This is a genomic window from Arthrobacter sp. zg.Y820, from assembly GCF_030125555.1.
Taxonomy (GTDB): Bacteria; Actinomycetota; Actinomycetes; order Actinomycetales; family Micrococcaceae; genus Arthrobacter_B.
Genome location: NZ_JASKLX010000001.1, coordinates 355474 through 377309, shown reverse-complemented (window position 1 = coordinate 377309; position 21836 = coordinate 355474). Strand labels below are relative to the sequence as shown.

15 protein-coding genes are annotated in these 21836 nt (G+C 66.8%); 12 read left to right on the top strand and 3 right to left on the bottom strand.

Going from position 1 to position 21836, the window contains the following annotated elements:
• Positions 1-59: 59 nt before the first annotated feature.
• Positions 60-1781 carry a DUF7059 domain-containing protein gene (locus tag QNN99_RS01710; protein ID WP_229964689.1) on the bottom strand — a complete coding sequence of 574 codons (1722 nt, stop codon included), beginning with the start codon at positions 1779-1781 and terminating at the stop codon, positions 60-62.
• A gap of 88 nt (positions 1782-1869) precedes the next feature.
• The gene (locus QNN99_RS01705; protein WP_229964688.1) at positions 1870-3642 is read right to left on the bottom strand and encodes an FAD-binding protein; all 1773 of its coding nucleotides are present in this window, start codon (positions 3640-3642) and stop codon (positions 1870-1872) included.
• Positions 3643-4210: 568 nt separating this feature from the next.
• Here QNN99_RS01705 and QNN99_RS01700 point away from each other — a divergent pair.
• The 10 genes from QNN99_RS01700 to QNN99_RS01655 all read left to right on the top strand — a co-directional run bounded on the left by QNN99_RS01700 (position 4211) and on the right by QNN99_RS01655 (position 17650).
• Entirely contained in the window at positions 4211-6418 is a 2208-nt protein-coding gene (locus QNN99_RS01700) for an acyl-CoA dehydrogenase family protein (protein ID WP_229964687.1), read from the top strand.
• Positions 6419-6489: 71 nt separating this feature from the next.
• Complete coding sequence (locus QNN99_RS01695) at positions 6490-8643, top strand: acetate--CoA ligase family protein (protein WP_229964686.1); 2154 nt, start codon at positions 6490-6492, stop codon at positions 8641-8643.
• Positions 8644-8723: 80 nt separating this feature from the next.
• Positions 8724-9338 (top strand): TetR/AcrR family transcriptional regulator, encoded by a 615-nt coding sequence (locus QNN99_RS01690; RefSeq protein WP_229964685.1) that lies wholly within the window; start codon positions 8724-8726, stop codon positions 9336-9338.
• A 25-nt stretch (positions 9339-9363) separates the two neighbouring features.
• Positions 9364-10188: a VOC family protein gene (locus tag QNN99_RS01685; RefSeq protein ID WP_229964684.1), complete on the top strand. Its 825-nt coding sequence runs from the start codon at positions 9364-9366 to the stop codon at positions 10186-10188.
• Between the two features lie 86 nt (positions 10189-10274).
• On the top strand, positions 10275-11480 hold the full coding sequence (locus QNN99_RS01680; RefSeq protein ID WP_229964683.1) for a thiolase family protein: 1206 nt from the start codon (positions 10275-10277) through the stop codon (positions 11478-11480).
• A gap of 11 nt (positions 11481-11491) precedes the next feature.
• Positions 11492-11923 carry a Zn-ribbon domain-containing OB-fold protein gene (locus QNN99_RS01675; protein ID WP_229964682.1) on the top strand — a complete coding sequence of 144 codons (432 nt, stop codon included), beginning with the start codon at positions 11492-11494 and terminating at the stop codon, positions 11921-11923.
• Positions 11924-11925: 2 nt separating this feature from the next.
• A complete protein-coding gene (locus QNN99_RS01670; protein ID WP_229964681.1) occupies positions 11926-13392 on the top strand; it encodes an aldehyde dehydrogenase family protein in 1467 nt (488 codons plus the stop codon).
• A gap of 132 nt (positions 13393-13524) precedes the next feature.
• A complete protein-coding gene (locus tag QNN99_RS01665) occupies positions 13525-15012 on the top strand; it encodes an MFS transporter (RefSeq protein ID WP_229964680.1) in 1488 nt (495 codons plus the stop codon).
• A 129-nt stretch (positions 15013-15141) separates the two neighbouring features.
• Complete coding sequence (locus QNN99_RS01660) at positions 15142-16626, top strand: MFS transporter (protein WP_229964679.1); 1485 nt, start codon at positions 15142-15144, stop codon at positions 16624-16626.
• Positions 16627-16756: 130 nt separating this feature from the next.
• Positions 16757-17650, top strand: coding sequence for a MaoC/PaaZ C-terminal domain-containing protein (locus QNN99_RS01655; RefSeq protein ID WP_229964678.1), 894 nt, complete (start codon positions 16757-16759; stop codon positions 17648-17650).
• Positions 17651-17734: 84 nt separating this feature from the next.
• Here QNN99_RS01655 and trhO read toward each other — a convergent pair whose 3' ends face one another.
• Positions 17735-18628, bottom strand: a complete 894-nt coding sequence (trhO, locus tag QNN99_RS01650; protein WP_229964677.1) for an oxygen-dependent tRNA uridine(34) hydroxylase TrhO — start codon at positions 18626-18628, stop codon at positions 17735-17737.
• An 82-nt stretch (positions 18629-18710) separates the two neighbouring features.
• Here trhO and QNN99_RS01645 point away from each other — a divergent pair, with 82 nt between their 5' ends.
• Entirely contained in the window at positions 18711-19361 is a 651-nt protein-coding gene (locus QNN99_RS01645) for a GNAT family N-acetyltransferase (protein ID WP_229964676.1), read from the top strand.
• Positions 19362-19441: 80 nt separating this feature from the next.
• Positions 19442-21829, top strand: a complete 2388-nt coding sequence (locus QNN99_RS01640; RefSeq protein WP_229964675.1) for a DEAD/DEAH box helicase — start codon at positions 19442-19444, stop codon at positions 21827-21829.
• The last annotated feature ends 7 nt before the right edge of the window (positions 21830-21836 follow it).

Genomic DNA, 21836 nt, shown 5'->3' with positions numbered 1-21836 from the left:
TGCATTGAATGGGAGTTGCTGACTTGCCTCCCAAAACACCGCGGCCGGGCCGGCGGGTGTCAGGGAGCCGCGGGAACCAAGAATCCGTCCAGCACCAGGTTGCGGACCTCGGCTTCCAGGCCGCGGGCAAAGTCCGGGTCCGGACGCCCCAGCAGCGCCGCGAGGGCACCGATGATCTGCCCCGTCGACAGTTCGCCGTCGCAGGCGGAAACGAACCCGGTCAGCTCGGTGCTCATCAGGTTGGTCCGGCGCAGGCCCGCACCCTGGCGCAGCAGGATCACTCCCGGGTGCTCCGCGCCGGGACGGGCGTGGCGCTCCTCCGTCACGTCGTCGGCCACTTCCAGGTGTTCATTTGCCAGCGAGGGGTGCGCGGCCAGCCAGTCAAACCGCGCGACGGCGGCGCCCAGGTGCGGCCCCACGGGCTGTTCGAGGGCGTGGGTAATCTCCTCGAACCGGCGCAGCGGCGCGGAGGCCGGGTCGGCCCGGCGGCGCAGGAAGAGGGAGCCGAAGCCGACGGCGGCCACTTCCCGGGAGGCGAAATCCGCCAGATACGCGGCATAGGACGCCAGGTACTCGCTGCGGTCCCGGTTCTCGGCGGCGTCCCGCAGCCACATCTCGGCGTATTCGGCCGGTTCCAGCACCTCGCGCTGGATTACCCAGGCATCGGTGTCCGGCGGCAGCCACGCCTCGATGCGAGCTGACCACGGAGCGGGTCCGGCGGCGCCGGTTTCGATTGCCGGGATGTCGGCAAAATCACTCGCCCGGATCTCCCAGTTGCCCAGCATCTGCGCCGTGCCGCCCGGAACGAGCACCCGGTGCAGGGTCCGCACCAGCGTTGCCACGATTTCGTCGCCGGCCAGGCCGCCGTCACGGTAGGTGAAGCGGCCCTCCGGATCCTCCCCGGCGCCCCGCGGGGTGATGACGAACGGCGGGTTGGACACCACCAGGTCAAACCGCTCTCCGGCCACCGGTTCCAGCAGGCTGCCCAGCCGCAGGGAAACCCGGTCGTGGAGCTGCTGCGGATCCACCTCCAGGGCACGGGCGTTCAGCAGCAGGTTGAAGCGGGTGAAGGCGAGCGCGCGCGGCGAAATGTCCGTTGCCGTGACGTGGCGGGCATGTCGGAGCAGGTGGAACGCTTGGATGCCGCAGCCGGTGCCCAGGTCCAGCGCCCGGTCCACGGGCCGGCGGACGGTCAGCTGGGCCAGGCTGAGCGAAGCCTGCCCGATGCCCAGCACGTGGTCGTGGCGCAGCACGCCCGGGCGCTGGTGGGCGCCGAGGTCACTGGCCACCCAAAGGTTGCCGCCGTCGGCGACGGGTCCGGCGTCCGGTGCATCAGTGTCGGGCTCGGCGGTCGTGTCAGCGTCCGCGGAGTCGGCGGGGCCAGCGTCGCTGATGCCGTACGGCCGCAGGTCGACGGCGGCGCGGAAGGCCCCGCCGTCGTCGGCCGGCGAGGGCTCCAGCAGTCCCAGCGCCAGCAGCCCCTCGGTCCGGGTCCGGGGAAAAGCGCGGTCCAGCAGCGCCCGGCCCAGGTCCTCTCCGGCCAGCCAGAGCAGGATCATCGCGTGCACCGGCGCCGGATCCTGTCGTTGCGCCTCTTCCCGGCAGCGAAGGACCGCCGGCACCAGCTGGTCACGGCCGAGCGCGGCGGCGGCGGACTCCCCCAGGAAGTCCGCCACCCCGTCAACTGTGTAGCGGGCCTCCGCCAGGTCCGAGGCGAGAGCCTCGAGCAGCGGAAGGTTGAAACTCTGGGGCGCATCGGGAACACCGGCGAAATCAGTCACCGCTCCAGTTTATGGCCGGCCGCGGCAGCCCCGGTGCCGGTGCTCCCCTGCGGTGCCCCTCTCCCGGCGGCCCTCTTCCGGCGGCCGGCTAGGCGCCCTGCAGCGCTTCCACTGCGACGGCCCTCTTTCCGGCCGCGGTGGTACGGCCCGCTGCGTGCAGTGCGCCCCGATATCCGAACACCACGGCCGGGGCAATGGTGGCTCCGGCGCCGGGATAGGTGCGTCCCATGACCGAGGCGGTGGTGTTGCCCGCGGCGTAGAGGCCCTCAATCACCGAACCGTCCTCCCGCAGCACCCGGGCATCCGGATCCGTCACCAGGCCGCCCTTGGTGCCCAGGTCCCCGGGGTAGAGCCGGACCGCGGTGAACGGGCCGTTCTCCAGGGCACCCAGATTGGGGTTCGGCTTCACGCTCGGATCCCCGTAGTAGTTGTCGTACGCGGTGTTGCCCCGGCCGAAGTCCTCGTCCACGCCGGTGCGGGCAAATCCGTTGAACCGCTGCACCGTGGAGACCAGGTTCGCCTCGGGAACCCCCATCTGCCGGGCGAGCCCGGCCAGGGTGTCATCCTTCAGGAGCAGCCCTTCGGCAGCCCACTTCTTCCGCCCGACCATGATCGCGGAGAACAGGTAGCGCCGGGTGTGCCGGGCTTCCATCACCAGCCAGGACGGATTGGCGGGCACCGTGGCGTTGCGTTCAAGCATGTGGTGCCCGAAGTCCACGTAGGACTCGGACTCGTTGAGGTACCGCACGCCCGAGGAGTCCACGACCAGCGAATGCGGCATGGACCGCTCCGCCAGCGAGAAGGCGACGCCGCCGCCGGGGGCGACGGTGGACGGCCCCCACCAGGCATCGTCCATCAGCGCGAGCGCTCCTCCTCGCTGCGCCACCAAGTCGATCACGTCCCCCTGGTCTCCTTCCGGAGCCGACGAATATTCCTGGTCCAGCCCGTGGTACTTTTTGCGCCACTCGGCGTTCCGGGCAAATCCGCCGGCCCCCAGCACCACACCCTTCCGGGTGCGGATCCGGACCGGGCGCCCGCGGTGGGTGACGACGGCGCCCACCACGGCGCCGTCGTCGTCCTGGATCAGGTCAAGCAGCGGGGAAGACAGCCAGACCGGCGTCTGCTGCTGCCTCACAACGTGCATGAGCGAGGAGGAGAGGGCACCGCCCAGCCCGTACAGCCGCTTGCCGCGGGCCAGTCCGCCGAGGGTGCGGAAGACAAAGCGGGCGCCGCGGATGAAGCCGCTGGGCGTGGACCAGGCGCGGGACAGTTCCCAGACGTCGTCGGTCGCCAGCGGCACCGGAATGCCCGACTTCGCGGCGCGGGAGGATTTAAACCACGTGCCCAGCGCCTTGGTGTCGAAGGCTTTGACCTCCAGCGACCGGCCGATCATGCCGCCGGGCTTGTCGGGGTAGTAGTCCGGATAGTCCTTGGACCGCATCCACCGCACGCCCAGCGACGAGAGAAGGGTGACGACGTCGGGAATTGAGGTCAGGAACGCGAGCTTGCGCTCGCGGGAGGAGACCGGCCCGACGTCGGCGATCACCGTCTCCATGTAGGTCAGGGCCTTCTCGGTGCTGTCCGGCACCCCGGCCTTGGCCATGAGCGGATTGTTCGGCATCCACAAGCCGCCGCCGGAGACGGAAGTGGTGCCGCCCCAGACGTCGGTGCTTTCCACCACCAGGACGTCCTGTTCCTCCTCCGCGGCCGTGATCGCCGCCGTCAGGGCCGCTGCGCCGGTGCCGACCACCAGGACGTCGACAATGCGGTCCCACTCGTCAAAGACATCCGTGTCGGCGGTTGGTTGGGTGTTTTCGGTGCGGTTGATGTGCTCGGTGCTGTCTGCGTACTCCTGCGTCATGTCTGTCCCCTGTGGCTGCTTTCCCCCGGACATCGATGCCGGAAGTAGGCCGCATGCTACATGCCCGCCAAACGGCCCGCACGGGCAGTCGCAAACGCCTGAAGCACCGGCCTTCGGAGCGGCTCGCAGGCTTCGCCGGTTCGGGATTCCCCTGCCATTTGGGGCGTCCCCCGCCGGTCCGGGATTTGCCCACCATTTCGGGCGTCCCCCGCTGCTTCGGGATTCCCCTGCCATTTCGGGCGAATCCAGCCGGTCCGCGGTGGTAGGAAACGCCCCAAACGGCCGGTTTTTCCCGGAACGGGTTTTTTATGCAGACCGACCGCAGCGTTCCCGTCAGGCTCCAAGTTGCCGCGTCCGGCGGTTCCCGGGTTCCCGGCCCCGATGTCCCTTCGGCCCTGTTCCGCCGGCCCAAATCCCCGGCTACGTGCCGTTCCTGCAACACCAACCAAGCAGAGTGTTGCCTAGGTCACATTTGTGAACTAGAGTCCAGATTCAGTTTGTGATCCCCGACAGACGCCGTCCGTGTGCCAAAACCGGACCGGCGAGTTCATGACATTGGAGTCATTACATGGCGCTAGCCCTTACCGAAGAGCACACGGACCTGTGTGCCGCGGCCTCCGATTTTGCCTCCCGCTTCGCCGACACGCTGGCGACACGCGAACAGCTTCCGGCGTACGGGGCAGGCGAACCGGCGCCGTACTGGGATGAGCTGGTAAAGAACGGCCTGCACTCCCTGCACATCAGTGAAGAACACGGCGGACAGGGTGGAACGGTGGCCGACACCGCGATTGTGGTGGAGGAGTTCGCCCGCCGCCTGGTGCCCGGCCCCTATGTCTCCACAGTTCTTGCCAGCGCTGCCGTGGCGGCAGCCGGCGACTGCAAGGCCGCGACGCGCGGGCTGGCCGAATTCGCGGAGGGGGCACGGGGTGCCCTTGTGCTTCCCGCCGGCACGGTCAGCGCAGCAGCGGCCGACGGCGGCTGGGAACTGCGGGGCACGGCACCGGTGCTCTCGCTGCTTTCGGCCGACTTCCTCGTCATCGGATTCGCCGCCGGCGGGGATACCCGGTTTGCGCTGGTCGATGTCCGGAGCGCCGGGGTCAGCCGCACGGCCGTTCCCTGCACCGACCTCACCCGCGACGCCGGCACGCTCGAACTCACCGGCCTGCTCGTCGGCAGCGAGGAAATTCTGGAAGGCCTGAGTGTCGTCCACGTGGAAACCCTGCAGGCCGGGCTCCTTGCCGCCGAAGCTTCCGGCATCATGCGCTGGGCTGTCGAGGCATCCACGGCGTACGCCAAAATGCGGGAACAGTTCGGCGCCCCGATCGGTTCCTTCCAAGCCATCAAGCACAAGTGCGCCAACCTCCTGATAGCCGCGGAGCTCGCCGCCGCCGCTGCGTGGTCCGCCCTGGTCTCGCTCGACCAGGACGAGGACCAGCAGAAGCTGGCGGCCGGCGCCGCGATTTCGGCCGCCATCGTCCCCTCGGTGGAGGCCGTCACCGAAGCCGTGACAATCTTCGGCGGCATTGGCTTCACCTGGGAGCACGACGCCCACCTGTTCTGGCGGCGCGCAATGACCCTGGGGGCGCAGGTGGGGTCCCTGAGCGAATGCCTTGTCGCCACGGGCAAGACGGCCCTCCAGCTGGACCGCCGCATCGACATCGAGCTGCCGGATGAAGACCCGGCATTCCGCGCATGCATCGGCCAGCTGCTGGACCGCGCGCAAACCCTGACAAATGAGCACGACGGCGGCCGCTGGTACTCCCGCGGGTCGCAGCGGACCTTCCTGGCCGAGGAGGGGCTCGCCGCCCCGCACTGGTCGGCACCCTACGGACTGGGTGCCACGCCGGCGCAGCAGGTGGTCATTTCCCAGGAGTACGCACGCCGCGGGCTGACGCCGCCCTCCTCCGTGATCGGTGAATGGGCGATGCCGACCATCCTGGCGTACGGCAGCGACGCTGTTAAGGAGCAGTTCGCGCTGCCGACCCTGCGCGGCGAGCTGATCTGGTGCCAGCTCTTCTCCGAACCCGGCGCAGGCTCCGACCTGGCCGGCCTGGCCACCCGCGCCGTCAAGGTGGAGGGCGGCTGGGAGCTGAAGGGGCAAAAAGTCTGGACGTCCGGCGCCCATGAGGCCGACTGGGGCATCTGCCTGGCCCGCACCGACAAGGACGTGCCCAAGCACAAGGGCCTGAGCTACTTCCTCATCGACATGCGAAGCGCCGGCGTGGAAGTCCGTCCCCTGAAGCAGTCAACCGGCGACGCGGAATTCAACGAGGTCTTCCTTGATTCGGTCTTCGTTCCCGATGCCTATCTGCTCGGAGAACCCGGGCAGGGTTGGCGCATCACCGCCACCACGCTGCAGAACGAACGGACCCAGATTTCCTCCGGCGTTTCGGTGGGAACCGAAGAGGCGCTGCGCACCATGATCAGCCAGGGCAGCTACTCCGGCAGTGAGGACGCTGCCTTCACCTCGCTCGGCCGCATTGCCGCCGTCAGCTCGGCCATCGGAGCCCTGAACCTGCGGGAGACCCTGCGCCAGGTCAACGGCATGCAACCCGGAGCGGGATCCTCGCTGGCCAAGGTCGCCCATGCCCGGCTGACGCGCGAGGCCGCGTCCCACGTCCTGGCGCTGGCCGGGCCGGGTGCGCTCTTCGCCTCGGCACCGGGCGATGCAGTGACCGGCCAGCTCGCCGTTCCGCAGGTCCTGATCGGCGGCGGAACAGTCGAAATCCAGCTCAACGTCATTGCCGAACGCATCCTGGGCCTTCCCCGGGGCTAGCCCTCCGGATCCTTCCCTACCGGCCCGCGCCGGGAAACCACATCCATGTTTCACCGAAAGGAGCGTTTCGCATGACAACGTTGACGAGCGAAACCGGCAGTACCCAGAACCTCGATTCCACCCGGCTGCGGGAACTTCTTGAGCCGAAGTCCATCGTCATAGTGGGGGCCAACACCAGGTCCACTTGGTCCCACTTCACGTACAGCAACCTGGTCTCCGGCGGGTTCGAGGGAGAGCTCTACCTGGTGAACCGCCGCGGCGAAGACTGCCACGGCCAAACCAGCTTTGCCTCGCTGGCCGATCTGCCGGAAACCCCGGACCTGGCGATCGTGCTCACGGGAACGAATTCGCTCGAAGACATTTTGGAGGAGGCCCGGGTCAAGGGCATCCGCAACCTGATCCTGCTGGCCGCCGGATTGGGAGAAGCCGGTGCCGAGGGCGCCGCCCTGCAGGCGCGTCTGGTGCAGAAGGCACGTGCTGCCGACCAGCTGATCCTGGGGCCGAACAACCTTGGTTTCATCAACTCCCACGCCAAGGTCGCGGCCTTCAGCCACATGACCCAAATGCCCATGATCAGCGGCGGTGTGGGCATCGCCAGCCAGTCGGGTGCCTTGGCGATCTACTTGCTGCCCTACATGGCATCACGGGGCGTGGGCTGCTCCACTGCGGTGACCGTCGGCAACGAGGCGATGATCTCCGCCATCGATGTCATGAGCGTGCTCGTCGACGATCCCAACACCAAGGTCATTGCCGCCTACCTGGAACAGATTTCGGATCCGGCGCAGTTCCTCAACGTCGCGGACCGCGCCCGGGCCGCCGGCAAACCGATCGTCATCTTCAAAGCCGGCCGCAGTGAGGCCTCAGCCCGGGTGGCGGCAGCCCACACGGGCTCGCTGGTGGGCGACGACACCGTCATCGACGCCGCCTGCAAGCAGTACGGCGTCATCCGGGTCGAGAACATCGAGGACCTGGTCGCCACGGCAGGCCTGATCGAAGCCTACGGCGCCCTTCCCGGGCCCCGGATGGCAGTGATCACCGGCTCCGGCGCCATGTGCGCCCTGGTGGCGGACAAGGCCGACGCCGCCGGGCTGGAGCTGCCTGCCCCGCACCAGGACACGGTGCAGGGCCTGCACGATGCCGGACTGCCCACCTTCTCCACCGTGAACAACCCGATGGACACCACCGGTTACGTCTCCGTTGACCCGACCATCCTCACCAAGGCCGCCCAGTGCTTCATCGACGACCCCAACTACGACTTCGTGGTGGTCAACGGATCGTGGCCGGCAAACCAGGCAATGGCGGACATGGGCCGGCCCACGCAGGATGAAATGCTGCGCCAGCTCACGTCCTCTCCCAAGCCGGTCATCGCGATGAGCTTCCTGCCCACCGAGGTTACGGAGTTCGGCCGCGCCTTTGCCGCCGAGCACGGCTACCCGCACGCCTCGGATTCCTTTGACCGCGGCATCCCGGCCGCGGCCCGCAGCGCCTGGTGGGGACAGCGCGCCGCCGAGCTGGCCTCGGACGGCGAGCTGCCCGCGGCGCCGGCCATCACCAAGCCGGAAGGCGCTGAGCAGTGGACCGAGGTGCAGAGCGGAGAATTCCTGCGCAGCCACGGGGTGCCGTACATTCCCGCCGCCATTGCCGCCTCTGCAGAAGACGCGGTGGCCGCCGCCGAATCCATGGGCTACCCGGTGGTGCTGAAAATCGCTTCCGAAGATATCGCCCACAAGACCGAGGTCGGCGGCGTCCGGCTCATGCTGCAGGATGCTGAAGCGGTGACCGAGGCCTACCAGTTCATCCAGGCGTCCGTGGCCAAGCTGGCGCCGGAGGCCCGGATCCAGGGCGTGGCCGTCTCGCCGATGCGGCCGGCCGGCACCGAGCTGCTGGTGGGAGTTGTCCGGGATCCGCGGTGGGGCCTGGTGCTCGCGGTTGGATTTGGCGGCGTCATGGTGGAGCTGCTCAAGGATTCCGCTGTGCGTCTGCTCCCGGTGGGACCGGCGGAAATTCGCCGGATGCTTGAATCGCTGAAGGGAATTGAGCTGCTCACCGGGTTCCGCGGCGGCGAGCCCACCGATCTGGATGAGCTGGCGGCGGTGATCTTTGAGATTTCGCAGGTTGCCGTGGGGCTCGGCGATGAGCTCGAGGAACTCGAAATCAACCCGCTGCGGGTGGCCGGAAACCAGATTGAGGCGCTGGATGCATTGATCCGCTGGAAGGACCGGTAACGCGGTGTGCGGGATCTCGGGACGCCAAACGGCGGTGGTAGTTTTGGGTGTCCACCGGATTCCCCAGCAGGAGGCAATTGATGGTTCGGCAACTCACACGCGAAACCACCGAGCTTCCCGCCTACCAGGTGGAACGCAGGCAACGGATTCTGGACGCCGCGAAGAAACTGCTCCGCGTCAGCGACTACGACTCGATCCAGATCCGCGACGTGGCGTCCACGGCGAACGTGGCGCTGGGAACGCTGTACCGGTACTTTTCGTCCAAGGAGCACCTGTACGCGAACGTCGTCTACGACTGGGGCGTGCCGTTCAATTCCGCGGACCAGGGCTGGGCGCAAGGCCTGCGCACAACGGAGCGGGTTGCCCGGCGCCTGAAGCAGGCTTTGGCTGCCTTCGAGCGGCAGCCGAACTTTTACAAGGCGATCCTCATGCTGCGCACCTCCTCCGATCCGGAAGTGCGCGATCTGATGGAGCAGCTGGTGCTGGTCCTCGAGGAACCGTTTCATGCCGACTTCTCGACCCTGTCGCCGGACGAGGCTGCGGATGTCACCGCCATGGTGTGGGCCGTCCTCATGGATCTGGTCTCCCGCGTGTTGGCAGGCAACAAGACCGTTCCCGAAGCCACCCGGGTTTTGGACCGCTTTGTGGCAATGATCGGGCTCAGGCTCGAACAGGCCGAAGCCGAACGACGCTAGCCCCTGCTTCCCGACGGGCGTTCCCATGAGCGCCCATGAGCTCGACCACGTCGCCTTCGCCGTTCCCGCGTGGGGCGCCGCCGGAGAGTTGCTGCATCGGGAGCTCGGGGCGCGTTTCGCCAGCGGCTTCAGCCTGCCGGCCTTCAGCCCCTGCCAGGTTGCCCTGGCGGAGGACATGCGGCTGGAGTTGCTGGAACCGGGCAGCTCACCCGAGTCCTTCGTTGAACGCTTCCTCTCCGAGAACGGCGGGCAAGCGGCACCGCACCACATCACCTTCAAGGTCCGGAACATTTCCGCTGCCATCGCGGGGGCGCGGGCGGCAGGCATAAACCCGATCCTCGTCAACACCGAATACCCGCAGTGGCAGGAAGCGTTCCTGCATCCCCGCGATACGGGTCTTGGATTCCTGACCCAGATGGTTCAGACGTCCCAGTCCCTGGAGGAAATCACCGAGGACAACGAGTTCAACACTGCCTGCCCCTGGGTGGAAACCGAATCCCCGCAGGCCCGGGTGCCCGTGGTCTTCGGCCTGGTTACCAATCTGCAGCGGGCGGAGTACGTGCTCCGGGATGTCCTGGGCGCCGTCGCCTTTTCACTGCCCCTGCGCGCCGGCGAACCGGCGGCCGGCGGGTTCCGGTGGTCCCAGGGTGCGGACCTCGTCCTGCAGGAAACCACTGACTCCACCGGCGTCTCGGGCCTTCGGGCCCTGGGCTTCGTGGCGGCGGACGAACCCTGGCACGGGCCCGAACACGCCGGCCTGCTCGAAGCACTCGGGGCAGGAACATTCCATCCGGAGCTCGGAATTCGGATTTCGTCCCTGCGGCTTCCGGCTCCGGCACATTCCGGATAACCAGGCCCGTCAAAGCATCCGAAAACTCCAAGGCACCGGCACCACGCCGTCCGCCTTTGCACACCACCAATGAGGAGAACAGACCTATGGGACTTCGTGGAGAAGCCGCAATCCTTGGCTATTACGAATTGCCGCCAGAACGCAAACTCGCCCGTGAAAAAACCTTCAACCTGGAACAGTGGGCCCGGCTCTCCAAGGCCGCCCTGGACGACGCCGGCCTGGACGCCACGGACGTCAACGGCATCGTGACACCCCTGATCGGGGAAGCGGACATGTTTGTGCCCTCCACCATCACCGAGTACCTGGGCATCAACGCGAATTTCGCTGAAATCGTCGACCTCGGCGGGGCAGGTTCCGCCGCAGCGGTCTGGCGGGCCGCCGCCGCCGTGGAACTCGGACTGTGCGACGCCGTGCTGGTCACCTTCCCCGGAACCCACGACGTGCCAACCGACGCACGCAAGCCCTACGTGATGGACGACAAGATGTACTTCGGTGCCTCCTCCAACGCCTACGGCTCCCCGCAGGCCGAGTTCGAAATTCCGTACGGCAATCTGGGGCAGAACGGACCCTACGGCCAGATCGCCAAGCGCTACGGGCACGAATTCGGCTACGACGAGCGGGCCATGGCCAAGATCGCCGTGGACCAGCGCACCAATGCCTGCGCCACCCCGGGGGCCATCTTCCACGGCAAGCCGATCACCATCGACGACGTGCTGGCCTCGCCCATGGTCGCCGACCCGCTGCACATGCTCGAAATCGTCATGCCGTGCCAGGGCGGTGCGGCGATTGTCATCGGCAACGCGGAGATGGCCGCCAAGTCCAAGAACCGCCCGGTCTGGGTCAAGGGCTTCGGCGAGCGCGTCCCCTACAAGACTCCGACCTATGCAAAGGACCTGATGCATTCGCCGATGATTCACGCGGCGGAGCAGGCCTTCACCATGGCCGGCATCCAACGCAGCGACGTGGACATGGTCTCGATCTACGACTGCTACTCCATCACGGTGCTGATGAGCCTGGAGGACGCAGGCTTCACCGAGAAGGGCAAGGGCATGCAGTTCGTGAGCGAACACGATCTGACCTTCCGCGGCGACTTCCCGATGAACACCGCCGGCGGGCAGCTCTCCTTCGGCCAGGCGGGCATCGCCGGCGGCATGCACCACGTCATCGACGGCGTGCGCCAGATCATGGGCCGCGCCGGCGAGGCACAGGTTGCTGAGTGCAACCGCGCCTTTGTCACCGGCAACGGCGGCATCATGAGCGAACAAACGGCACTGATCCTCGAAGGCGAATAGGACTACACACCATGAGCACCGCATACACCCCGCCGGTCCTGCAGCGACCGATGCCGGTTCCGACCCCGCTGACCAAGCCGTTCTGGGACGCGCTGGCCGAGCACCGGGTCCGTATCCAGTACTCCCCCTCGCTGGGCGAGTACATCTTCTACCCCCGGCCGCTGGCCCCGGGAACCCTGGCCGATGACTTGGAGTGGCGGGAGATTCCCGGAGCCGGAACCCTCTACACGTACACCATCTCCACCCGCCCGGTGGCCCCGCACTTCGCCAACGAGGGCACCCTCGTCCTCGCGGTCGTGCAGTGGGACGAGGGTCCGAAATTCTCCACCGAACTGGTCAACGTGTCCCACGATGACATCAAGGTGGGCATGCGGGTAAAGCCCGTGTTCTGTGATTACCCCGAAGCAGGAATAACCATGCTGCGCTACGAACCGGAGATCTGAACATGACAACCACCACCGATTTTGTCCTGCCGCCCGTTACCCTCCGTATCGGCGGCGAGGCGCGCACCACCGGCGCCGGCGTCCACACCCACATCAATCCCGCCACCGGCAAGGCCGGTGCACCGGTTCCCCTGGCCGGTGTGTCCGACGTCGACGACGCCGTCAACGCCGCGCATCAGGCCTTCGCCGTGTGGCGGGCCACGCCCGCCGGAGCCCGGTCCAAGGCGCTCCTGAAGCTGGCGCAGCTCGTGGAGGAACACACCGAGGACTTCGTGGAGCTGGCGATCGCGGACAACGGCATTGCCCGGTCCAACGCGTATCCCACGGTTACCGCAGCCACGGACTGGATCCGGTACTACGCCGGCTGGGCCGACAAGCTTCCGCTGGGCCGGATCACCTCGGTGGTCGGCGCCGGTGGGTCCTTCGGGCACACGCTGCGCCAGCCCTACGGCGTGATTGGTGCGATCATCACGTGGAACGCTCCGCTGATGTCCCTGGCCATGAAGGTTCCCGCGGCTCTTGCCGCAGGCAACACAGTGGTGGTCAAGCCCAGCGAACTGACGCCCTTCAGCGCCATGCTCTTCGCCGATCTGGTCACCGAGGCCGGCATCCCGGACGGCGTGTTCAACGTCATTCCCGGCGGCCCCGAGGCGGGAGCGGCCCTGGTGGAGCACAAGCTGGTCAAGAAGGTGACCTTCACCGGCGGCCCGGACACGGCACGCAAAATCAGCGCTGCCTGCGCGAAGACCTTCAAGCCGGTGGTGCTGGAGCTGGGCGGAAAATCCGCCAACCTCGTCTTCGCCGACGCTGACCTCGAGGCGGCAGCCATGCACTCGACGTTCATGGCCTTCGGCATCATGAGCGGCCAGGCCTGCGCGCTTCCCACCCGGCTGCTGGTCCAGGACTCGATCTACGATGCGTTTGTGGCGACGATCGGCCAGATCGCCGCCTCGTTCCCCGTCGGCGATCCCCAGGACATCGGCACGGTCTGCGGGCCGGTCATCAACGAGGCCGCCATCGAGCGGATCCACTCGATGGTGGGACGGGCCCAGGAAGAGGGCGCGCGTTTGGTCACCGGCGGGCAGCGGCTCGCCGGCGATCTGGCCGACGGGTTCTTCTATCCGCCGACCGTCCTGGCCGACGTGGCTCCGTCCAGCGAGCTGGCCCAGAAGGAAGTCTTCGGACCGGTGCTGGCCATCACCCGCTTCAGTGACGAGGCCGAGGCAATCGCCCTGGCCAACGGCACCGATTACGGGCTCTCGGGCTACATCTGGACCGGCGATGCTCGCCGCGCCATCCGCGTCACGGAAGCCCTGGAAACCGGTGAGGTAACCGTCAACGGTGCCATGAATGCCGTGGCCGAACGCCCCTTCGGCGGCATCGGCCACTCCGGCACCGGCAACGAAGGCGGCTTGGAGGGACTCGAGGAGTTCTTCTGGACCAAATCAGTGGCCTACGGCAACGGCTAACCCCCAAACCCCACCACGCAACACAACACCGCAGCATCGCACCACCTTTCCAAAGATCGTCTGCTCCACCGCAGCCCGATATCCGTCGGCCGGCGTCGCATTCTTTGACCTCATACGAAAGGCAGGACACCGATGTCCTCCACCACACGGGCGCTCAAGCGTCCAGGCTTCGCACCAGTTGTCATAGTCCTGGTTCTGGCCGAAATCATTTCAGCCTTTGAACTGTCCATGATGTACGTCATGCTGCCGACCCTGATCCGGGATTTCCAGGTGGACGCCAACACCGTCGCCTGGGTTGTCACGGCTTATCTGCTGGTTTCCGCCTCCGCCGCAGTGCTGGGCGGACGCTTCGGCGACATGTACGGCCGGCGGAAGGTGATGGTCATTGTCCTGGTCGTCGCCGCCATCGGTTCACTCATCTCGCTGCTCGGCGGATCCCTGGGCATGATCATCTTCGGCCGCGCCATTCAGGGTGTGGCAGGTGCGGTTCTGGGCCTGGCCTTCGGACTGGCCCGCGAGCACCTCGACGAGAAGCGGGTCCCGGTCGGCATTTCGATGGTCGGTGCCTCCGCCCTCATCGCCGGCGCCGGCGGCTCGATGATCGCAGGCTTCATGATCGATCTCTTCTCCTGGCACGGAATCTTCGTCTTCGCTGCCGTCCTCGCGGTCATTGCCGCGCTGGCCATCCAGCTGGTTATTCCGCGTGACACCAACGCGGCCACCAGCGACAAGCCCGACTACATCGGCGCCATCCTGCTGCCCATCGCGGTCAGCGCTCTCCTGCTGGGTCTTTCCAACAGCTCAAAGACCGGTTTCATGTCGGTGGAGTTCCTCGGTCTGATCGGCCTCGGCCTCGCCGCTGCCGCCATCTGGGCGTGGTGGGAGCTGCGGGTGGAGTCCCCGATCGTGAACCTGCGGATGTTCAAGAACCGGCAGATTGCCCTGGCCATGACCGCCACGGTGTTCGCCGCGATCGGCCCCCTGGGCGGAGTGTCCGTTCCCTCGCAGATGATCATGCAGTCCCCCTCAGTGCTGGGCTACGGCCTGGGCCTCACACCGACCTCGGCCGGCGTCCTCATCTGCCTCACCGCACTCGTTGGCTTCGCTCTCTCGCCCCTGGGCGGAAAACTTGCCTTCCGGTACGGCGCCCGGATTGTCTTCATCGCCGGGCTGGTGCTGATGGCCCTGGCCATTCCCGTCATCCTGCTCACCTACGGCAACACGATCGTCTACCTGCTTGCCATGACCATGAACGGCGTCGGCATCTCCCTCACCTACGGTGCGCTGCCGAACCTGCTCATCGAGGTCGTGCCGGAATCCCACACCTCGGAAACAGCGGGAACCAACACGATGATCCGCAATGTCGGCCAGTCCGCCGCCATCGCAATCGGCGCCTTCATCCTCGCCAGCAACACGGACCCGACCACCAAGGCCATTTCGCAGGAGGGCATCAGCGGCGCGCTGATCCTTGTCCTGGTCTTCGGAGTGCTGGCAGTGGTCATGGCACTGATGCTGAGCCGCAATCCCAAGCCGTGGGTCCCCGAGACAGTGGGAGAACGCGACATCCGCCGCGGCACCACCACCGCCGATCCGGAAGACATCGTTTCCGCTTCGGCCTAACCCCTGCACCCCTGGTCCGGCAGAGCGCCGACTCTGCCGGACCAGAGCCAGCCGCTGGCATGCATCACGTCCCCGACGCGGTGCATGCCAGCGGTTTGGTTTATCCCTTCCACGAAAGGCGGGACGCCGATGTCCTCCACCACGCGGGCGCTCAAACGCCCCGGATTCGCCCCGATTGTCCTTGTCCTGGTTCTGGCCGAGATCGTCTCGGCCTTTGAACTGTCCATGATGTACGTAACGTTGCCGACCCTCATGCGGGACTTCCAGGTTGATGCCAATACCGTCGCCTGGGTGGTCACCGCATTCCTGCTGGTTTCGGCCTCCGCCGGAGTCTTGGGCGGACGCTTCGGCGATCTGTACGGCCGGCGCAAGGTCATGGTCATCGCTCTGGCCATCGCCGCCATCGGCTCCATCGTTTCGCTGCTCGGCGGCTCACTGGAAATGATCATCCTGGGACGCGCGATCCAGGGCGTCACCGGCGCTGTGCTGGGCCTGGCCTTCGGACTGGCCCGCGAACACCTCGACGAAGAGCGGGTTCCGGTCGGCATTTCGATGGTCGGCGCCTCGGCGCTCATCGCCGGCGCCGGCGGCGCACTCATCGCCGGATTCATGATTGACGCCTTCTCCTGGCACGGAATCTTCGTTTTTGCAGCCGTGGTGTCGATTCTGGCCGCGGCCAGCGTCCAGCTGGTCATTCCGCGCGACACCATCATTCCCAGCCAGGACAAACCGGACTTTCTCGGCGCCGTCCTGCTCCCCATCGCGGTAAGCGCCATTTTGCTCGGGTTCTCCGGCAGCTCGAAGACCGGCTTCGCTTCGATGCAGTTCATCGGCCTGATCGGCATCGGCATCGCCGCTGCCGCTGTCTGGGCCTGGTGGGAGCTGCGGGTGGAGTCGCCAATCGTGAACCTGCGGATGTTCAAGAACCGCCAGATAGCCCTGGCCATGACCGCGACCGTGCTCGCCGCCGTCGGCCCCCTCGGCGGCGGCAACGTTCCCGCGCAACTCATCATGCAGTCGCCGCCGTCGCTGGGCTATGGGCTGGGCTTCTCGCCCACCGCAGCCGGTGTCCTGATCAGCACCACCCTGCTGGTGGGATACTTCTTCTCGCCGCTGGGCGGAAAACTCGCCTTCCGGTACGGCGCCCGCACGGTGTTTATCGCGGGTCTGGCACTGGTGGCCCTGGTCGTTCCGGTCATTCTGCTGACCTACGGCAACGTGGTGATGTTCGCCGTCGCGATGGTCTTCAACGGCATCGGCATCTCGCTCGCCTACGGAGCGCTGCCCAACCTGCTCATCGAGGTGGTGCCGGAATCCCACACCTCGGAAATAGCCGGAACCAACACCCTGATCCGCAACGTCGGCCAGTCCGCCGCCGTCGCCATCGGCGCCTTCATCCTGGCCAGGCACACGGATCCGGCGACCACGGCCGTGGCACAGGACGGCATCAGTGCCGCCTTTATCTTCGTGTTTGTTTTTGCCGCGCTGTCAGTGGTGGTGGCACTGATGCTGCGCCGCACGCCCGCGCAGTGGATACCGGAAACGGTCGGCGAGCGCGACCTCCGCCGCGGCACCGCAGCGGATCCGGAGGGCGTGGTCTCCGCCTCGGCCTGACCGCCTCCGGATGCCGCAACGACCGGAATTTAGAACTTCGTTATAGTAATTTTTAGTAACCGGCGACACATTTTGTGCCGGCAAACCGCACGGGACATCGGCCCGTGAGACTCCTGAAAGAGGGAACGTTATGGCGATCCATACGCAGAACATCGGGAAGGTCTCCGAGGGTGCTCCGGTCAGTTGGGACTCCAAGGACGCACTCCTCTACGCACTGAGCGTGGGGGCTGGCGCCCGGGACCAGACCGCCAACCTCGCCTTCACCACGGAAAACTCCCGCGGCATTGAACAGAGCGTGCTGCCGACCTTCGCGGTGCTGCTGGGCGGATCCGGCGGATCCATGGACGAGCTCGGCGATTTCAAGCTGTCCTCCATCCTGCACGGCGGCCAGGCCATTTCCGTGTACCGCACGCTGGCCACCAGCGGCACCGTGATTCCGCGCAGCTTCATGAGCGCCGTTTACGACAAGGGCAAGAACGCCGTTATCGAGCTCACCACTGATCTGCTCGACGCCGAGACCCGCGAGACCGTGGCGGCCTCCGTCACCACCATGATCATCCGCGGCGAGGGCGGCTTCGGTTCAGCACCGGCCCCCTCCGACGGATGGGAGCTGCCGGACCGGCCCGCCGACCTTGTGGACATCCAAAAAACCACACCCGACCAGGCGTTGCTTTACCGTCTCAACGGGGACCGCAACCCGCTTCATTCGGATCCGGCCCTCGCAGCGATGGTCGGCTTCGAGAAGCCGATCCTGCACGGTCTGTGCACCATGGGCTTCGCCGGACGCGCAGTGCTGGAAGGCGTGGCCGATTCCGACGCCGATGCCTTCGGCTCCCTCAACGTCCGGTTTGCGGCACCGGTGATTCCCGGCGACGAACTGACCACCAGCATCTGGAAGACCGATGCGGGCGCCGTCTTCCAGACCCGCGTCGGAGACACCGTGGTCCTGGACCGCGGCACCTTTGTGCGGCGCGACGCTGACACACCCCGGGACACGCAGCTGGCCGAAGCAGCAACGGCCTAGCACTCCTCCCACCAGCCCCGCGAGATGGCACTAAGTGCTCTTCTCAGCCTTCAGAGACGCACCTTCTGCCATCTCGCGGGGACGTTACTCGGTGCAGCCGTCCGGGCAGCGCAGCGTCTGCGGGTCCGCGGCGCAGTCCGCGCAGTACAGGGTGAGTTTCCGGCAGGAGGGGTTGGAGCAGTTCTCGAACTTGCTCGTGGGCGCCTCGCAGCGCACGCACTGGCCGATTGTGACGGCGTCCTCGGTGAACTCCGTGTGCATCCGCTTGTCGAACACGTACAGGGAGCCTTCCCACAATCCCTTGTCGCCGTAGGCCTCGCCGTAGCGGACAATGCCGCCCTGCATCTGGTAAACCTCCTTGAAGCCGCGGTTGACCATCAGCGAGGACAGCACCTCGCAGCGGATGCCGCCGGTGCAGTAGGTGACCACCGGCTTGTCCTTGAGGTCGTCATACTTGCCCGAATCCAGTTCGGCGATGAAGTCGTGGGTGGTGGCCACGTCGGGAACCACAGCCCCCTTGAAGCGGCCGATCTGCGCCTCGAAGGCGTTCCGCCCGTCAAAGAAGACCACTTCCTCGCCGTCGGCCTTCTTTTCCTCGACCAGTTCGTGCAGCTGCTCCGGCCGCAGGTGCGTGCCACCGCCCACCACGCCGTCCTGGTCCACCTTGAGCTCGCCGGGAGCGCCGAAGCTGACGATTTCCTTCCGCACCTTGACGCTCAGGCGCGGGAAGTCCTCGGCTCCGCCCTCGGAGTATTTGATGTCCATCTTTTTGAAGGCCGGGTACTCGCGGGTGGCCTTTACATACGCCTTCACGGCGTCGAGGCTCCCGCCCACGGTTCCGTTGATTCCGTCGGGTGAGATGAGGATGCGCCCGCGCAGTCCCAGTTTCTCGCAGAGGGTGCGCTGCCAGAGGCGCACGGCCTCCGGATCCGGGAGGGGCGTGAAGGCGTAGTACAGTGCAATTCGATTCAAAGCCACTCATCAAGGGTAGACCGCGCCAAGACCCGCTATTTCATCAGCACCCGTACCTTTCGCCTGCCGGCACCGTTAGTGTTCATCCATGAGAGTGCTGAACGACGATTTGCTCGAGACCTGGGTCACCGGCTGGGCGCAGGCCCGCGGTTACCAGACCCGCCGGGAGGGCCGCTTTCTGTCCGCCTTCCTGCACGACAGGACCAATGACTGGGAGTACTTCGCGCTGGAGCCCTCCCACGATGAGTTCGCCGCACTCGCGTCCTCCGCCCGGAAGAGCCCGGGCCGGCTCTTCACCATCGTGACCAGCAGCATGAACGAGATCCACGGCGCCGCCCTGGTGCACGGCCTGAGCGTGCGCTCCGCGGACGAAGTCTTCATGTTCCTGGAGATGGCCGGGCAGGACATCGAAGACCCGGTTCCGTTGGACGGCTTCGAGACCGAAACCGTGCGCGGCCAGAAGCTGGGGACCGTGATTGTCACGGCCGACGGCGAGCCGGCGGCGCGCGGCAGCGTTGCCGTGGTGGATGACCTGGCTGTCTACGACCGAATCATCACCGAGCCGCAGTTCCGCCGCCGCGGGCTGGGCAGCTACGTCATGCGTGCCCTCACCGCAGTGGCGCTGGAACACGACGTCGACGCCGGCCTGCTGGTGACCACGCCGGAAGGCCTGGAGCTCTACAGGTATTTGGGCTGGGAGAACCTCGCCAGCGTGGTGATGTTCGAGCCGAAGCTGTAACCGTTCCGCGCAGTTCAGCCTGCGGCTGAGCAGCCGCGTTGAACTGCAGTTGTTCCGCCGGCCGGTGGGAGAATTGCACAGTGGCCCTACATGATTCCCTGATCCCTCTGCTCGGCTCCGGCGCCGACCCGGAACAGCTGGTCCATGTCCACGAAATTCCGGCCCGGAAGGCTGTTCCGGTGCCGTGGCCGGACTGGGCGCACCCCGACGTCGTCGCCGCGTACTCCCGGGTGGGCGTCCACGAACCGTGGCGGCACCAGATCGAAGCCGCGCAGGCGGCGCACGCCGGCGAACACACGATCATTTCCACCGGCACCGCGTCAGGCAAATCCCTGGCCTACCTGCTGCCGGTGCTCGACGAAATCCACCGCACCGCGCTGGATGACCGGGTCACGCTGGAGCCCACCGGATCCGTGGCCCTCTACCTGGCACCCACCAAGGCCCTCGCCGCTGACCAGCTCTCCGCCGTGAACGCACTGCAGCTGCCCACCGTGCGCGCGGACACGTACGACGGCGACACCGACCCGGGCGCCCGGCGCTGGATCCGCGACCACGCCAACCTGGTGCTGGCCAATCCGGACATGCTGCATTTCGGCGTGCTGCCCAACCACGCCTGGTGGGCCCGGTTCTTCCGCCGGCTCAAGTACGTCATCATCGACGAGGCGCACAGCTACCGCGGCGTGTTCGGTTCCAACGTGGCCAACCTGATGCGCCGGCTGCGGCGGATTTGCCGGTACTACGGCGCCAACCCGGTGTTCATCGGTGCGTCCGCCACGTCCGCGGATCCGGCTTCCTCCTTCGGCCGGCTGATCGGCGGCGAGGTCACCGCGGTGACCCGGGACGCTTCTCCGCACGGAGCCACCACTGTGGCGCTCTGGGAGCCGCAGCTGACCGACCTCAAGGGTGAAAACGGTGTTCGTTCCCGCCGGACGGTGATTGCCGAAACCGCGGATCTGCTGGCCAACCTCGTGGCCGCGCAGGTCCGCACCATTGCCTTCATCAAATCCCGGCGCGGCGCCGAAACCATCGCCACCATCACCCGGCGGCTGCTGGACGAGGTGCATCCCTCGCTGCCGGACCGGGTGGCGGCGTACCGCTCCGGGTACCTGCCCGAGGAACGGCGCGAGCTGGAACGCCGGCTGCGCAGCGGCGAACTGCTGGGCATTTCCAGCACCTCCGCATTGGAGCTGGGCATTGATATTTCCGGGCTCGACGCCGTGCTGGTGGCCGGCTGGCCGGGCACCCGGGCGTCCCTGTTCCAGCAGATCGGGCGCGCGGGCCGTTCCGGACAGGATGCTCTGGCCGCCTTTGTCGCCAGCGACGACCCCCTGGACACGTATCTGGTGCACCATCCGGAGGCGATCTTCGACATCTCCGTGGAAGCCACAGTCTTCGACCCCTCCAACCCTTATGTCCTGGGCCCGCACCTCTGCGCCGCCGCGGCGGAGATTCCGCTGACCCCGGACGAGCGGGAGCTGTTCGGTCCCACCGCCGCCGGCCTGCTCGATCAGCTGGTGGAGCAGGGCTATCTGCGCCGCCGGCCCTCGGGATGGTTCTGGACCCATTCCGAAAGCGCCGCCGCCATGGTGAATCTGCGCGCCGACGGCGGCGGGCCGATCAACATCGTGGAGTCCGACACCGGCATGCTGCTGGGCACCATGGACTCGCCGCAGAGCCAGTATCAGGCCCACACCGGCGCGGTCTACGTGCACCAGGGCCAAACCTTCATAGTTGATGAGCTGAACGAGGCGGATCACTGCGCCATGGTGACCCGCGGCAACCCCGAGTTCTACACGCAGGCCCGGGACGTCACCCAGATTGAGGTGATGGAGACTGAGCGGACCTCGCAGTGGGGCGAAATCCGGGTCTGCTTCGGAACCGTGAAGGTCACCACGCAGGTGGTGTCCTTCCAGCGCAAGGCCCTGATCTCCAACGAGATCCTGGGTGAGGAACCGCTGGAGCTCGAGGCCAAGGAGCTGTTCACCAAGGCCGTCTGGTTCATCATCGACGAGCACCTGCTCACCAACGCCGGCATGATTCCGGCCGACTTCCCCGGTGCCCTGCACGCCGCCGAACACGCCTCCATCGGCATGCTGCCGCTGATCGCCACCTCCGACCGCTGGGACATCGGCGGCGTCTCCACGGCGCTGCACGCCGACACGGAGAAGCCCACCATCTTCGTTTACGACGGGCATCCCGGCGGCGCCGGCTTCGCGGAGCGGGCCTACGAGGCTGCCGAGCTGTGGCTGACCGCCACCCGGGACGCGATCCGGTCCTGTGAATGCGAGCGCGGCTGCCCGTCCTGCGTGCAGTCCCCCAAGTGCGGCAACAAGAACAATCCGCTTTCCAAGGCCGGGGCCGTGACCCTGCTGCAGGTGCTGCTGGATTCAGCCCGCGGCCGGGACGCCGATCCGGCCGCCGCCGGCGCGGCTTTCACGGGGGCGGGCCCGCCCGGGCGTGCCCGGTAGCCGGCCA